Raw genomic sequence first — 14,052 nt, 5'->3', positions numbered from 1 at the left:
CACCTCAGATCCACCCGCGCCGACGGAAGACGGCGAAGAGGGTGAGGCTCACCAGTCCCATCAGGACCAGCGCGAACGGGTACCCGAGGTGCCAGTGCAGCTCGGGCATGTCGTCGAAGTTCATGCCGTAGACGGTGCCGATGAGGGTGGGGGCGAACAGGATGGCCGCCCAGGCGGAGATCCGCTTGACCTCCTCGTTCTGGTCGATGCTGGCCTCGGTGAGGGCCTTCATCTCCTCGTTCTGCTGCTGGGCCACCAGGGTGGCGTTCACGGTGAGGATGTCGCGCAGCAGCTGCCGGAACCCGGCGACCTTCTCGATCACCTCGATGAGGTGGTCCTCGACGTCGCGCAGGTAGCGCTGCAGCTCCTCGTCGGTGCCGTACTTGGCGAACCCGGCCCGCAGCGAGCGCAGCACCGAGGTGAGCGGCCCCGCGGCCCGCTGGAACTCGATGACCTCGCGGGTGAGCTCGTAGATGCGCCGCGACACCCGGGGATCGCCGCGGAACACCTCGGTCTCGATCTCGTCGATGTCGTTCTCCAGACCGGCCACGACCGGCAGGTAGCCGTCCACGACGCGGTCGAGGATGGCGTAGAGCACGGCCTCGGGGCCCAGCCGCAGCAGGTCGGGGTTGCTCTCCAGACGACGCCGCACGGCGGCGAGGTCGGGCGCCTCGCTGTGGCGCACGCTCACCACGAAGTCCGGGCCGACGAACACGTGCACCTCGCCGAACTCCACCTCCTCGACGTCGTCGAGGTAGCGGGCCGGGCGCAGCACGACGAACAGGGTGTCGTCGTAGCGCTCCAGCTTGGGGCGCTGGTGGGCGACGATCGCGTCCTCGACCGACAGCTCGTGCAGGTCGAACTCCTCGGCCAGCGAGGCGAGGTCGTGGTGGTCGGGTCGGTACAGCCCGATCCAGGCCATGGCACCGCCCTGCTCGCGCAACGCCTGGTAGGACTCCGACAGCGTCGGCGGAGAGCCGACGCGGTCGCCGTCGACGTAGATGGCGGCATCGACCAGGGTGGCCCCGCGCTCGCGCTCGGCCGGCTTGGCGAGCTGCGGGGCGGGACGCGACGCCGGCGGGCGCGGCGGGGCGTGCCGGCGGGCGCGGTCGAGCGTGAGCAGCGACGGGAAGGGCTTGCGGGAACGGTCGGACATGACGGACCTCCACGACGGGTGTCGGGTCGGGCGGGTGCGGGCGAGCGGGGCCGGGTGCGTCAGTCCGCGAGCGGGTGAGGCACCGGGCGGGGACTGGGAGGTTGACTCTCCACGACAGCCCACCTCCTCACCGCTCGACGTCAGGTCCATCGGCCATGCTACGCCCCGAGGGGGTGGACCCGACACCACGCAGAGGAGCCGAGCGCATGTGGACGACGTGCCGGCGCGGTCACGCGCACTGGGGCCGCCACGGGGCGGCGGGACTGCTGCTCGCCGACCGGGGGCAGGTGCTGCTCCAGCTGCGGGCCCGCTGGGCCCACCAGGGCGGCACCTGGTCGATCCCCGGCGGAGCCATCGAGCGCGGCGAGGACGCCGTCGGCGCCGCGTTGCGCGAGGCCGGGGAGGAGCTCGGGCTGGACCCCGCGCTCGTGCGCGTGCACGGGAGCCGGGTCGCGCGGTGCGGCGGCTGGTCGTACGAGACCGTGCTCGGCCGGCCCCACGCCGACGCGGTGGTCGACCTGCACGACCACGCCGAGTCCGACGGCCACCGCTGGGTGCCGCAGGCCGAGGTCGCGTCGCTACGGCTGCACCCGGCGTTCGCGGCGGCGTGGTCGGATCCGGACGCGATCCTGCGCGACTTCGTCGCCGGAGCGGGAACTGAGTCCTAGACCGGCGTGAACCGCACCGTGCGGGTGGCCGGGTCGGCGGTGGTGAGCCGGGCCCGCACCTGCTGCCCCAGCGGGAGCGCGGTCTCGGACCGCAGCGGCGCCTCCACCCCGAGGTCGCGCAGGATCAGGGTCCCGCGGGTGGGACGCTCGGGGTCGACCGCGACCACCGCCCCGTCGAACTCCTCCCCCACCCGGTCGGCCAGCAGCACCGCCTCGACCAGGTCCACCACGGCCCGTTCGTAGACCGCCGCCCGACGCCCCGACTCCTGCATGATCGTGGGCAGGTCCGACAGCGCCCGCCACGCCCAGTCGGGCACGTCCGCGCCCGCGCACACCGCGAGCGCCACCTCCCCGGCGAACCGGTCGGCCAGCCGACGCAGCGGGGCCGTGACGTGGGCGTACTCCGCTGCGATCCCGGCATGCACCCGCTGCTCCTCCGGGAGCGGGGTGGCCGGATCGAGCACGACGTAGCCGCTGCCGCGCATCAGCCGCGCCGCGGCCAGCACGAGGGCGGCATGGTCGGGCCGGGCGGGGTCCAGGGTGCGGATCAGGTCGGAGGGGCGCACCCCCTCCGGCCAGGCGATCCCCAGGCCCGCCGCGGTGCGCCGCAGTCGGGCGACCGCCTCGGGCGGCGCCGGCGGCACCGTGCGCAGCAGGCCGACGCCGGCTCCGACCATGAGTCCCCCGGCCCCGATCCCGGTGGCCAGCGACAGCTGGGCGTTCCACTCCTCCACCGGGAGCGGGGAGCGCAGCCGCAGCGCCCACCGACCGGCGTCGTCGACCTCGACCTCCTGCTCGGGCAGCGGCAGCGCCAGCCCGCCGCGCGCGGCCTCCTGCGCCTGCCGGAGCAGACCGAGCTCGCGCACGAGGGGCAGCACGTCGTCGCGGTCGCCGGCCGTGCCCGCGTCGAGCCGGCGCTGGGTGTCGTCGTAGCCGAGCTTGGCCCGCGAGCGCACCAGTGCGCGGGTCACCTCGGTGCTCTCCAGCGCACCGTCGGCGTCGAGGAGCAGCCGCCACAGCAGCGCCGGGCGGTCCTGGTCCGGCAGCAGCGACGCCGCGCCCTCCGAGAGCGCGACCGGGTGCAGCGGCACCTTGGAGTCGGCGCCGTACAGGGTCTGGCCCCGCCGCCGGGCCTCGGTGTCCACGGGTCCACCGGCGGGCACGAACGCGGCGACGTCGGCGATCGCGTAGTGCAGCTCGTAGCCGCGGCCGCGACGCGTGAGGTGCACCGCCTGGTCCAGGTCCTGCGAGGTCGGCGGGTCGAGGGTCACGAAACCCAGGTCGGTGCGGTCCACCCGACCGGCGGCGACGTCGGCACGGCCGGCCTCCTCGGCCGCCGCCACCACCTCGGGCGGGAAGTCGGGGGTGACGCCGAGCTCGGCGCGGATCGCGGCGACCCCGTCGCGCAGCAGGGCGAGGACCCGCTCGTCGGAGGTGCGGACCCGGACCACAGGGGTGCTCGGCATGGCCCTACCGTAGCCAGCGCCATGCTGATCCTCCTGCCGCCCAGCGAGGGCAAGGCCGTGCCGCGTCGCGGGGCCTCCCTCGACCTCACCGCCCTGTCCGCGCCCGGCCTGACCCCCGCGCGCACCGCCGTGCTCGAGGCGTTGGTCGCGCTGTGCCGCGGCGACCACGCCACGGCCGCCGCCACCCTCGGGGTGCCGGCCACCCAGCCCGAGCTGGTGGACCTCAACGCCCGGCTCGCCACCGCCCCCACGGCCCGCGCGGACGCGATCTACACCGGGGTCCTCTACGACGCGCTCGGCGCCGCCTCGCTCTCCACGAGCGCCAAGCGGCGCGCCGCCACCCGGGTGGCGGTGACCTCCAGCCTGTTCGGGGTGGTGCGGTTCGGCGACCGGATCCCGTCCTACCGGCTCTCCGGTGACGCCGTACTGCCGGGTCTGGGCGGGGTGGCGGCCCACTGGCGCGCGCACCTGGGTCCCGCGGTGGAGGAGCTCCTCGGCGGCGGACTGCTGGTCGACCTGCGCTCGACCACCTACACCGCGTTCTGGCGCCCGCCCGCCGCGCTCGCGAGCCGCACCGCGACGGTGCGGGTGCTGCAGGAGACCGACGGCCGGCGCAGCGTGGTGAGCCACTTCAACAAGGCCACGAAGGGCCGGATCGTGCGGGCGCTGCTGGAGCACGGCGCGGCCCCGCGCACCCCGGTCGCGCTGGCGACGGCGCTGCGCGACCTCGGCTGGCACGTGGAGCTCGGCGAGCCGGGCGCCAAGGGCACCCAGCTCGACGTCGTCGTCACCGAGGTGTGATCACCACAGGCCGCCGCTGAACGCGTCGCGGCCCGGCGGCAGCGCGTTGTAGAGGCGCAGCGAGGCGTTGGGTCCCCGACGTCCGGTGGGGGCGTGGTCGAAGTAGGTCAGCACCGTCACCGAGGCGGGGCTCAGCTCCATGCGGAACACCGCGTCGAGCGGTGCGTCCATCGCGTGGGCCACCAGGGTCTTGATGGGGGTGACGTGGCTGGCCACCACCACGGTGCGTCCGGCGTGGCGGGACTTGACCCGCTCGAGGCCGGCCAGCACACGGGTCTGCACCTCGCGGAAGGACTCCCCGCCGAACGGGGCCACGTCGAGGGAGCCCAGCCAGGCGTCGAGCTCGTCCGGGTGCTGGGTGGCGACCTCGCCGAACGTCAGGCCGTCCCAGTGCCCGAACTCCATCTCGGCGAAGCCCGGCTCCTCCTCCACCGGCACGCCGCCGAGCGCCTCGGCCAGCAGGTCGCCGGACTCGCGGGTACGACGCACGGGTGAGGCGATCACCGCGCTGACGGTGCCGGCCAGGGGCGCCAGCCAGGCGCCGGTGGCCCGGATCTGGGCGCGACCGTCGTCGCTCAGCGGCGGGTTGTCCCCGCCCAGACCGCCGGAGAAGCGCTTGGCGGCGGTGTGCACGGTGACGCCGTGGCGCACGACCACCAGCGTGGTGGGCGCACCGTCGGCGCCCGACCACCCGCGCGCCGGGGCCGGGGACGACTCCGCCTCGAGCTCGGCGATCAGGGAGTCGGACTCCTCACCGGCGACCCCGCCCGTCGCGCCCGTGCCCGTCGCGGTGGCTCCCGCGCGCAGCCGCACCCCGGAGGCCGCGCCGTCGAGGGCCTGGTTGGCGAGCTTGTCGGCGTGGGCGTTCTGCGCGCGCGGCACCCAGGTGTAGCGGGTACCGGCGGGGGCGAGGCGCTGGGCCTGGGCCGCCAGCGGCTTCATGTCGGGGTGCTTGATCTTCCAGCGTCCCGACATCTGCTCCACCACGAGCTTGGAGTCCATCCGGACCTCGACGGTGGCGCCGGGCGCGTGGTCGCGCGCGAGCATCAGTCCGGCGATCAGACCGCGGTACTCGGCGACGTTGTTGGTGGCCACCCCGATGGTCTCGCCGTCCTCGGCGATCACCGACCCGGTGTCGGCGTCCTTCAGGACCGCGCCGAAGCCGGCCGGTCCGGGGTTGCCGCGGGAGCCGCCGTCGGCCTCGACGATGACGCGCCGTGCCACCGGCTCAGAGCCCCGACTCGGCGGTGCGCACCAGGATCCGCGTGCACTCCTCGCAGCGCACGACCGCCTCGGGCGCGGCGGTGCGGATGGCCTGCAGCTCGGCGGCGTCGAGGGTGAGCCGGCACCCGCCGCACTGACGGGCCCGCAGCTCGGCGGCGGCGACCCCCTTGGTCACGCGGAGCCGGTCGTAGAGCGCCAGCAGGTCGGCCGGCAGTCCCTCGACCGCGGCCGGCCGCTGCGCCTCGACCTGGGCCAGCTCGGCGTCGATCGCGGCGGTCTTCTCGGCACGGGAGGCGGCCAGGACGGCGAGCCGCTCGTAGTGGGCGGCCACCTCCTGCTCGCGCTCGGTGAGCACCGCCTCGGCGGCCTCGAGCTGCTCCATGACCTCCAGCTCCTCGTCCTCGAGCACGCCGATGCGCCGCTCGAGCGAGGCGAGCTCGCCGGTGAGGCGCTCGAGGTCCTTGGGGTTGGTGACGACGCCCTGGTCGATGCGCTGCTGGTCGCGGGCACGGCGGGTGCGCACCTGCTCGACGTCGGCCTCGGCGCGCTGCTGGGCGGCGCGCAGGTCGTCGACCACGATCCGGGCGTCGCGTCGGGCGTCCTCGGCCACCCGGCGCGTGGCCTCCAGCGAGGCGGCCTCGGCGATCTCGGGGAGGCTGGCGCGCTGGTGGCGCAGCTGGTCGAGCCGGCTGTCCACCGCCTGGAGGTCGAGCAGGCGGAGCTGGGCGGCGGGATCGGCGTTCACAGGCGCATTGTCCACGGGTCGGTGCGGACCTCGCTGACGCGGGTGGTCACCTCGGCACCGAAGGCCTCCTGCAGGCGCTGCGCGACCACCGGGAGCCACGTCGACTCCGCCGCCCAGTGGGCGACGTCGACGAGCGCGGGGCCGCCGCGCTCGACGAACTCCGAGGCCGGGTGGTGGCGCAGGTCGCTGGTGACGTAGACGTCGGCGCCGCTGGCGGCCACGGTGTCGAGCAGGAAGTCGCCGGCGCCGCCGCACAGGGCGACCGTGCGGATGCTGCGCGCGGGGTCGCCGGCCACCCGCACCCCGCCGGCGGTCTCGGGCAGGGCGGCCGCCACGCTCGCCGCGAACTCCCCCAGGCTCTGGCGGGCCACGACGCCGATCCGGCCGGTGCCGGTGGTGGCGACCTGCGGGTCGGCCAGCTCGACCACCTGGTAGGCGGGCTCCTCGTAGGGGTGCGCCGCCAGGAGTGCGGCCACCACACGGGCTCGGTCGCGGCGCGCGAGGACGACCTCGATGCGGGTCTCGGGCACCTCCTCGACCACCCCGACCGCACCGATCGCGGGCTGCGCGCCCGGGAGGGGCCGGAATCGGCCGGTGCCCTCGTGGGAGAACGAGGCGAGGTCGTAGTCGCCCAGCCGGCCGGCGCCGGCCTCGGCGAGCGCGGCCCGCACGACCGCGGCGGCGTCCTGGGGGACGTAGGTGACCAGCACGTCGCGGGCGGGCGCCGGGGCCGGCACGAGGGGCCGCACCTCGCTCAGCCCGAGCGCGTGGGCCATCGCCTCCGAGACCCCACCCACGGCCTGGTCGGCGTTGGTGTGGGCGGTGTAGAGCGCGCAGCCGGCCGCCAGCAGGGTGTGGAGGGTGCGGCCCTTCGGGGTGGTGGCGGCGACACCGTGCACGGGCTTGAGGAACAGGGGGTGGTGCACCAGCACGAGGTCGGCGCCCCACTCCACGGCCTCGGCCGCCACCGCCGGCGCGGGGTCCACCGCGAGCAGCACGCGGCGCACCGGCTGCGCCGGGTCGCCGGCCACCAGGCCGACGGCGTCCCAGGAGTCGGCGGTGGCGGGCGGGTACCAGCCCTCGAGGCGGGCGACGACGTCAGCGAGCGTGGGCACGGCCCCAGGCTAGTGGGGACCGTGCACCCGCTCGTGACGTCAGTTGACCTGGCGCTCGCGGCCCTCCCAGTACGGGGCGCGCAGCTTGAACTTCTGCAGCTTGCCGGTGGCGGTGCGCGCCAGCTCGTCGCGGAACTCCACCGAGGTCGGCGCCTTGTAGCCGGCCAGCCGCTCCTTGCACCACGCGATCAGCTCGGCCTCGGTGGCCTGCTGCCCGGCGCCGAGCACCACCAGCGCCTTGATCGTCTCGCCCCACTTCTCGCTCGGCACGCCGATCACCGCGACCTCGGCCACCGCCGGGTGCAGGAACAGGGCGTCCTCGACCTCGATGGAGGACACGTTCTCGCCGCCGGTGATGATGACGTCCTTCTTCCGGTCGGCGATCACGAGGTAGCCGTCCTCGCCGACGACGCCGCCGTCGCCGGTGTGGAACCAGCCCCCGGCCAGCGCGGCCGCGGTCTCCTCGGGCTGGTTCCAGTAGCCCTCCAGCACGACGTTGGAACGGGCGAGCACCTCGCCGGTGCCGCTGGCGTCGGCGTCGGAGAGCGCGAGCCGGACCCCGAGCGCGGGCGCACCGGCCCGGGTCAGCCGCTGGGCGCGCTCCTCGGCGGTGAGGTCGTCCCACTCCGCGCGGGTGCGGGTGAAGGTGAGCAGCGGGGAGGTCTCGGTCAGGCCGTAGATCTGGATGAACTCCCAGCCCAGCTCGGCCTCCACGCGCATGACGGTCTTGGTGGGCGGCGGGGCGCCGGCCATGATGATGCGCACCCGGTCGCGGCCGGGGATCTCGCCCTCCCAGTCGGCCGCGGCCTCCAGCACCGCGGCGGCGACCGCCGGGGCGGCGCACATCACCGTCACGCCGTGGTCGCGCACGCGGCGCAGGATCTCGGCGCCGTCGATCTTGCGCAGCACGATCTGCGGGATCCCGAGGCCGGTGGCGACGAAGGGCCAGCCCCAGCCGTTGGCGTGGAACATCGGCAGGGTGTGGAGGTAGACGTCGCGGTCGCCGGCCTGGGCGTGCATCGCGAAGGTGGTGGCGTTGATCCAGATGTTGCGGTGGGTGATCTGCACACCCTTGGGCCGGGCGGTCGTGCCGGAGGTGTAGTTGATGCAGGCGGTGGCGTTCTCGTCCGGCTCCCACGGCTGCGGCACCGCACCGGGCGCGGCCAGGAACGACTCGTCGTCCCCGAGCACGAACCGGTGCTCGGCACCCACTCCCGCCAGCGCCTCGTCGAGCTCGGGGTCGACGTACAGCACCCGGGCCCCGGAGTGCTCGACGATGTAGCTGACCTCGTCGGGGCGGAGCCGGAAGTTGACCGGCACCAGCACCCGGCCCGAGCCGGCCACGCCGAAGAACGAGGTCAGCAGCCGGGCGCTGTTGTGGCTCACGACCGCCACCCGCTCCCCCACCCCGATCCCGAGCTCGTCGAGCTTGGCGGCCTGCCGCTCGGCGAGCTCGCCGAGCTCGCGGTAGGTAAGGCTCCCCCACGGGTCGGCGGGCTGGTCGGGCTCGTCGACGATCCCGACGCGGTCGCCGTACACCTGCACGGCGCGGTCGATGAAGTCGCGGATGGTCAAGGGCACGAACATGGGGTCCTCCTGCAACCGGGTGTGAGCGAGGCCACTCTAGGGGGAGGCCACGACCGTCCGACCCGCCCCGGCGGGGGCACGGGTGCGCCGATCGACCAACGGCGCCCCCCGCGCGCCGAACGGCGATGAGAAGGCTCTCATCGACACCTCACACGGACCCCACGATGCGCGAGGATGCTTCCACCATGAACATGCGTTGGCAGTCCCTCATCGCCGCAGCAGTCCTGCTGCCCCTCGGCGGGTTCGCCGCCGGGTCGGTCCTCACCAGCTCGGCCGAGACCCCCGGCGAGCGTCCCGAGATCGTCGTGCCGCAGGTGGGCACGCCGGCCGAGGCCGACTCGCCGTCGTCCTCGCGCACCCCCGGCGACGACCGCACCGACGACAGCACGCCCGACAGCAGCGACGACAGCACCGACGGGGTGGAGGTCGTGCGTCCCGAGCCCTACGAGTCCGACGACGCCGACGACTCCGCGGACGACTCCAGCGACGACTCCAGGGACGGCTCCGGCGACGACAACGGCGGCGGCCGCGACGACAGCCCGTCCGACTCCCCCTCCAGCGGCTCCGACGACGACGGGCGCGGCCGGGGCGGCGACGACGACCGCGGCGGCGACGACGGGCGGGGCCGCGGCGGCGACGACGGCAGGGACGGCGGCACGGACGACGGCAGGGACGACGGCCGTGACAGCAGCGGCGACAACAGTGACGACAGCAGTGACGACAGCAGCGGCTCCGGCTCGGGCAAGGACGACGCGCACGACTCCGAGGACCACGCAGATGACTCCGGTGACTCCCCCGACGACGACGGCGGCCGGGGCCGCGGCGGCGACGACACCCCCGACGACACCCGCGACGACGCGCCCCGCGCCGCGCGCGCCTGAGGTCGGGATCCGGCCCCTGCCCCGCGAGCTCCCCTCCGCCGACGCCCGCCCGGTCCGCCGGTCGGGCGTCCCGGTGCGGGTGCGGATCACCGCGACGGTGGCGCTGCTCGCGGCCGTGGGCCTGACCCTGGCCGGCTTCTTCGTCTACGTGCTGGAGAGCCGGCGTCTGGAGGAGCACGCGGTGGACAGCGCCCAGCAGGAGCTGGACGAGTTCGCCCTGGTCGCCCAGCGGCGGGCCGCCGCGCCCAGCGGCGACCTCACCGGCACCCTGCGCAACTTCCTGCAGCGCACCGTGCCCGACGACGGCGAGCTGATGCTCGGCTGGGTCGAGGGCCAGGTCGCGCTGCAGTTCCCGCAGCCCTCGCCGCTGGTCTCGGCGCCGGCCTTCCTCGACGTCGTCGCCCCGCTGGCCGACACCGGCGGCACCCGACGCCTCGACATCGAGGGCCGCACGCTGGTGGTCGCCGCCCAACCGATCCGCCAGGGCACCCAGGACGGTGCGCTCGTGGTGGTGCACGACCTTCGGATCGACCGCGCGAACCTGCTCGACACGATGCGCACCTACGCGACCGTCGCGACGTTCAGCCTGCTGCTGATCTCGGTGATGGCCTTCCTCCAGGCCGGCCGGCTGCTGGCCCCGCTGCGGGTGCTGCGGCGCACCGCGGAGGAGATCAGCGAGACCGACCTCTCCCTGCGCATCCCGGAGCAGGGCAACGACGACATCACGGGCCTGACCCGCACCGTGAACTCGATGCTGGCCCGCCTCGAGGCCGCCTTCACCGGCCAGCGCCAGCTGCTCGACGACGCCGGCCACGAGCTGCGCACCCCCCTCACGGTGCTGCAGGGCCACCTCGAGCTGCTGGACCCCGAGGACGCCCAGGAGGTGGCCGAGACCCGGCAGCTGCTCCTGGAGGAGCTGGACCGGATGTCGCGGTTGGTCAACGACCTCATCCTGCTGGCCCGCACCGAGCAGCCCGACTTCCTCACCACCCGCTACGTCGACGCCGCCTCCCTCACCGAGTCGGCCCTGGCGAAGGCCAGCGGCCTGGCCGAGCGCGACTGGTGCATCGACGAGCTCGCCCTGGCCACGACCCCGGTCGACGAGCAGCGGATCACCCAGGCGCTGCTGCAGCTGGCCGCCAACGCCGTCAAGCACACCGCGCCCGGCGACGTCGTCGCCCTGGGCTCGCGGATCGAGGAGGACATGGTGCTGTGGTGGGTGCGCGACACCGGCCCGGGCGTCCTGCCCTCGGAGCGCGAGCGCATCTTCGAGCGGTTCGGGCGCGGCGACGACGCCGCCCACCGCCACCCCGAGGGCTTCGGGCTCGGGCTGGCGATCGTGAGCGGGATCGCCCGCGCCCACGGCGGCGATGCCTGGCTGGACCCCGACTACCTCGACGGCGCCCGGTTCGTCGTCGCCGTCCCGATGGCGGCGCCCGAGCCGCTCCCGGCGAACGGTCCGGTGGCCTGATGGCGCGGATCCTCATCGTGGAGGACGAGGACCGGATCGCGGCGTTCGTGGCCAAGGGCCTGCGGGCGGAGGGTCATGTCACGACCGTGTGCGCCGACGGCCGGCTCGGCCTGGAGGCGGCACTCGCCGACGAGCACGACCTGATGATCCTCGACATCGGGCTGCCCGGCCTCAGCGGGTTCCAGGTGCTGGAGCAGCTGCGCGACCAGGGCTCGCGGATGCCGGTCATCGTGCTCACGGCCCGCGGCTCGGTCACCGACACCGTCACCGCGCTGGAGGGCGGCGCCGACGACTACATGGCCAAGCCGTTCCGGTTCGCCGAGCTCGTCGCGCGGGTCCGGGTGCGCCTGCGCCAGCACGCCGTGGAGTCGGTCTCCGACGCCGCCGACGCGCTGCAGGTGGGTGGGGTGCACCTCGACCTGCGCACGCGCCGGGCGACGGTCGGCGGCCGTCAGGTGGAGCTCTCGGCCCGGGAGTTCACCCTGGCCGAGACGTTCATGACCAACGCGGGTCAGGTGCTGTCCCGCGAGCAGCTGCTCGATCGCGTCTGGGGCCTGGACTTCGACCCCGGCTCGAACGTCGTCGACGTCTACGTGGGCTACCTGCGGCGCAAGTTCGGCGCGGCCGCGATCACCACCGTGCGCGGGATGGGCTACCGGTTCAACGTGTAGCGCCGGGCTGCTCCCACACCAGCTCGGTCACCGCACCACCGGTGACCGTGACCGCCCGCCGGTCGGCCCGGTCGCCCTGCCGCACGAGCACGTAGTCGCCCTCGACCACGGCGGGGTAGACCAGCGACGGCACCCAGGTGCCGTCGGGCAGGGGGCGCCGCACGACCGCCACATGCGGGTGGTGGGTGTGCCCATGTCCATGTCCGTGCCCATGCCCATGTCCGTGGTCGTGCCCGTGGTCGTGCCCGTGGTCGTCGTCGACGGCGTCGGCCGGCACCAGGTCGACCTCGTCGCCCACGGTCGTCACGGGCATCGTCACGACGATCGCGCCGACGTCACCGCCGATGTCGAGCAGCACCGCCCCCTGACCGGCGTGGGGGTTCTCCGGTGAGTCCGGGCCGCTCGGGGCGGCGACGGGCGTCACGCCCGCCGCCGCACCGAGCTCGTCGGAGGTGCTCACGCCACCCCGGTGGCCGAGGTCTCGCCCGGCGTGGTCTGGTACCCACCGCCCGGGAGCCCGAGGAACGGGAAGTCGTCGAGCAGCTCGGCGTTGGTGTTGCTCGTGCCGTCCTGCACCGCCGCAGCGGCGCCGTCCGGGGTGAAGGTGTCGTCGACCAGCGGGATCGTGACACCCGCCACGGCCCGCAGCTCGATGGTCACCACGTCGTCGATGATCCGACGACCGTTCGGGAAGCCCGCGAGGTCGCCGCCCACCACGCCGAGCGGGTTCGGGTCCGGGTTCGGCGGGACGGCCATGTTGAGCCGGAGCATGTCCGACTTCACGGGGCCGGTGTAGTTCTGGAACCCGGGCACGACGCCGTCCGGGATGCCCGTGAGCAGGATGGCGTCGAGGTCGGCGCGGGGCTTGGTGTAGGCCGCGAGGTTGGGGAACACGCCCGGGTAGAGCACCGGGAGCAGCTTGGCGAGCTCGGGCTGCTGCACGAAGCGCGCGTAGTCGGCGTCCTTGTTGATCGGGGAGGCGTTCCAGCGGTCCTTGCGGCCCATCGGCACGATGACCTCGTTGAACAGCGGGTTGCCCAGCCGCGAGACCTGCACGAAGGGACCCTTGCCGTCGTAGCGGCCCTTGCGGGAGTCGAAGACCCGGCCGCTGCGCCGGCTGGCGGTGGCCCACACGCCGATCACGTTGCGACGGTCACGCACCACGACGCTGGCGGGCTTGCCGTCCTTGGTGAGGTCGGCGGTGCGCACCTGCAGGGCGATCGAGTGGACGTTGTAGGACTGCACGGCGTTGACGCCGCCCATGTTCGGCATGTTGATCAGGTGGGCCTCGTTGAACGGGCGCAGCGCCCCGAGGTCGAAGATCGAGCCGAGGTCGACGTAGAAGGCGTCGGCGCGCTGGCCGGCGAAGACCTTGCGGCCGCCGCCGAGGTTGCGCACGGCCTGACCGGCCAGCACCTCGTAGTCGGGCGTGCTGCGCACCCCGACGTTCACCGGGGGCACGGGCACCCGCTCGGCGAGGACCTTCGAGCGACCGTTCTTCACCCGGGTCAGGGTGTAGTACTGCGGCCGGTTCCAGGTCTTGTCGCTGATCGAGGTGATCGGGCCGGTGTTGTAGAGGAACGACGGGCCGCGCACCTCGGTGGTGAAGCGGAACTGGTAGGTGACGTCCGGCTCGCTCTTGGCGGTGTTCGAGACGTGGATCTCGTAGAGCACGTCGTCGGCGAACTCGTAGAAGTTCGGGCCGCCGTCGGGCTTCTGCAGCGGGATGAAGTTCGCGATCAGCACCACCGTGTCGGGCTGGGTGGGGTGCATGAAGGCGTAGGTGTCGGTGCCGTCGGCGACGGGGTCCTTGGAGATCTCGGGTGCTTCGCGGTGCGACGACATGTCAGTTGCCTCCTGCGGCGTTGAGGATGCGGGTCACGAGGTCGCGGTCCTCCACGACGATCTCGCGCTCGCCGACGAGCAGGCGCACGACCGATCCGCGGTGGTCGTCGACGAGGGCCAGGACAGGCTCCTGGGCGCGGCGCGGGTCGGGCACGGCCTCGGCCCGGCCGCTGCCGGCGATCAGCGCCGACCCCGCGGCCGCGCTCACCCCCGCCGCGGCGATGAACTTCCGCCGACTGGTCTCACTCATGGTGTCCTCCTGTGACGTCCGCGCCGGTTCCGGTGACCCGCGCCACAGGTACTTCGCCGCGGCGACCCGGACGGATGGGGCCGACCGGGGAGATGAGCCGGGGACAGGCGCCGGGGACAGGCGCCGGGGACAGGAAGGGGCCCGCGCTAGTCACCCCCACGGAAGCCAGCGC

General features: G+C 74.3%; 14 protein-coding genes. 5 read left to right on the top strand and 9 right to left on the bottom strand.

The window, feature by feature from the left end:
* Positions 1 to 4: 4 nt before the first annotated feature.
* A complete protein-coding gene (locus ACERUJ_RS09285) occupies positions 5 to 1,156 on the bottom strand; it encodes a magnesium and cobalt transport protein CorA (RefSeq protein WP_370248236.1) in 1,152 nt (383 codons plus the stop codon).
* A gap of 206 nt (positions 1,157 to 1,362) precedes the next feature.
* Between ACERUJ_RS09285 and ACERUJ_RS09280 the strand changes: the two genes are divergently transcribed.
* Positions 1,363 to 1,824 carry an NUDIX domain-containing protein gene (locus ACERUJ_RS09280; RefSeq protein WP_370248235.1) on the top strand — a complete coding sequence of 154 codons (462 nt, stop codon included), beginning with the start codon at positions 1,363 to 1,365 and terminating at the stop codon, positions 1,822 to 1,824.
* Here the strand turns inward: ACERUJ_RS09280 and ACERUJ_RS09275 are convergent.
* Positions 1,821 to 3,290: an RNB domain-containing ribonuclease gene (locus ACERUJ_RS09275; protein ID WP_370248234.1), complete on the bottom strand. Its 1,470-nt coding sequence runs from the start codon at positions 3,288 to 3,290 to the stop codon at positions 1,821 to 1,823. The genes ACERUJ_RS09280 and ACERUJ_RS09275 overlap by 4 nt on opposite strands.
* Positions 3,291 to 3,311: 21 nt before the next feature.
* On the opposite strand from ACERUJ_RS09275, the gene yaaA reads away from it, so the two are divergent.
* Positions 3,312 to 4,091, top strand: coding sequence for a peroxide stress protein YaaA (gene yaaA, locus ACERUJ_RS09270; RefSeq protein ID WP_370248233.1), 780 nt, complete (start codon positions 3,312 to 3,314; stop codon positions 4,089 to 4,091).
* Here yaaA and ACERUJ_RS09265 read toward each other — a convergent pair whose 3' ends face one another.
* From ACERUJ_RS09265 to ACERUJ_RS09250, 4 genes are read right to left on the bottom strand one after another with little or no spacing between them, the layout of a single operon-like run.
* Entirely contained in the window at positions 4,092 to 5,315 is a 1,224-nt protein-coding gene (locus ACERUJ_RS09265; RefSeq protein WP_370248232.1) for a bifunctional RNase H/acid phosphatase, read from the bottom strand.
* A 4-nt stretch (positions 5,316 to 5,319) separates the two neighbouring features.
* Positions 5,320 to 6,060, bottom strand: a complete 741-nt coding sequence (locus ACERUJ_RS09260) for a zinc ribbon domain-containing protein (RefSeq protein ID WP_370248231.1) — start codon at positions 6,058 to 6,060, stop codon at positions 5,320 to 5,322.
* Entirely contained in the window at positions 6,057 to 7,175 is a 1,119-nt protein-coding gene (locus tag ACERUJ_RS09255; RefSeq protein ID WP_370248230.1) for a Nif3-like dinuclear metal center hexameric protein, read from the bottom strand. The genes ACERUJ_RS09260 and ACERUJ_RS09255 overlap by 4 nt, the downstream gene beginning before the upstream one ends.
* Before the next feature lie 39 nt (positions 7,176 to 7,214).
* Positions 7,215 to 8,762, bottom strand: a complete 1,548-nt coding sequence (locus ACERUJ_RS09250; RefSeq protein ID WP_370248229.1) for an AMP-binding protein — start codon at positions 8,760 to 8,762, stop codon at positions 7,215 to 7,217.
* A gap of 185 nt (positions 8,763 to 8,947) precedes the next feature.
* On the opposite strand from ACERUJ_RS09250, the gene ACERUJ_RS09245 reads away from it, so the two are divergent.
* From ACERUJ_RS09245 to ACERUJ_RS09235, 3 genes are all read left to right on the top strand, one after another.
* The gene (locus tag ACERUJ_RS09245; RefSeq protein WP_370248228.1) at positions 8,948 to 9,643 is read left to right on the top strand and encodes a hypothetical protein; all 696 of its coding nucleotides are present in this window, start codon (positions 8,948 to 8,950) and stop codon (positions 9,641 to 9,643) included.
* 73 nt (positions 9,644 to 9,716) lie between these two features.
* Complete coding sequence (locus ACERUJ_RS09240) at positions 9,717 to 11,114, top strand: sensor histidine kinase (protein WP_370248227.1); 1,398 nt, start codon at positions 9,717 to 9,719, stop codon at positions 11,112 to 11,114.
* Positions 11,114 to 11,785, top strand: a complete 672-nt coding sequence (locus tag ACERUJ_RS09235) for a response regulator transcription factor (protein ID WP_370248226.1) — start codon at positions 11,114 to 11,116, stop codon at positions 11,783 to 11,785. The genes ACERUJ_RS09240 and ACERUJ_RS09235 overlap by 1 nt, the downstream gene beginning before the upstream one ends.
* Here ACERUJ_RS09235 and ACERUJ_RS09230 read toward each other — a convergent pair.
* From ACERUJ_RS09230 to ACERUJ_RS09220, 3 genes are read right to left on the bottom strand one after another with little or no spacing between them, the layout of a single operon-like run.
* The gene (locus ACERUJ_RS09230; protein WP_370248225.1) at positions 11,775 to 12,245 is read right to left on the bottom strand and encodes a hypothetical protein; all 471 of its coding nucleotides are present in this window, start codon (positions 12,243 to 12,245) and stop codon (positions 11,775 to 11,777) included. The two genes, ACERUJ_RS09235 and ACERUJ_RS09230, sit on opposite strands and share 11 nt — an antisense overlap.
* Positions 12,242 to 13,630 carry a DUF4331 domain-containing protein gene (locus tag ACERUJ_RS09225; RefSeq protein WP_370248224.1) on the bottom strand — a complete coding sequence of 463 codons (1,389 nt, stop codon included), beginning with the start codon at positions 13,628 to 13,630 and terminating at the stop codon, positions 12,242 to 12,244. Before ACERUJ_RS09225 ends, ACERUJ_RS09230 begins: the two co-directional genes overlap by 4 nt.
* A 1-nt stretch (position 13,631) precedes the next feature.
* Complete coding sequence (locus tag ACERUJ_RS09220) at positions 13,632 to 13,880, bottom strand: twin-arginine translocation signal domain-containing protein (protein WP_370248223.1); 249 nt, start codon at positions 13,878 to 13,880, stop codon at positions 13,632 to 13,634.
* Positions 13,881 to 14,052 lie beyond the last annotated feature (172 nt).

This window comes from Nocardioides sp. (assembly GCF_964228225.1).
Classification (GTDB): Bacteria; Actinomycetota; Actinomycetes; order Propionibacteriales; family Nocardioidaceae; genus Nocardioides.
The sequence above is the reverse complement of the archived record's forward strand: the minus strand, read 5'-3'. Positions and strand labels throughout refer to the sequence as shown.

Bases quoted from the DNA above. Each gene is read 5' to 3' on its own strand.
- ACERUJ_RS09285 (WP_370248236.1), bottom strand. From the start codon at position 1,156: ATGTCCGACCGTTCCCGCAAGCCCTTCCCGTCGCTGCTCACGCTCGAC.
- ACERUJ_RS09280 (WP_370248235.1), top strand. From the start codon at position 1,363: ATGTGGACGACGTGCCGGCGCGGTCACGCGCACTGGGGCCGCCACGGG.
- ACERUJ_RS09275 (WP_370248234.1), bottom strand. From the start codon at position 3,290: ATGCCGAGCACCCCTGTGGTCCGGGTCCGCACCTCCGACGAGCGGGTC.
- yaaA (WP_370248233.1), top strand. From the start codon at position 3,312: ATGCTGATCCTCCTGCCGCCCAGCGAGGGCAAGGCCGTGCCGCGTCGC.
- ACERUJ_RS09250 (WP_370248229.1), bottom strand. From the start codon at position 8,762: ATGTTCGTGCCCTTGACCATCCGCGACTTCATCGACCGCGCCGTGCAG.
- ACERUJ_RS09245 (WP_370248228.1), top strand. From the start codon at position 8,948: ATGAACATGCGTTGGCAGTCCCTCATCGCCGCAGCAGTCCTGCTGCCC.
- ACERUJ_RS09235 (WP_370248226.1), top strand. From the start codon at position 11,114: ATGGCGCGGATCCTCATCGTGGAGGACGAGGACCGGATCGCGGCGTTC.
- ACERUJ_RS09225 (WP_370248224.1), bottom strand. From the start codon at position 13,630: ATGTCGTCGCACCGCGAAGCACCCGAGATCTCCAAGGACCCCGTCGCC.
- ACERUJ_RS09220 (WP_370248223.1), bottom strand. From the start codon at position 13,880: ATGAGTGAGACCAGTCGGCGGAAGTTCATCGCCGCGGCGGGGGTGAGC.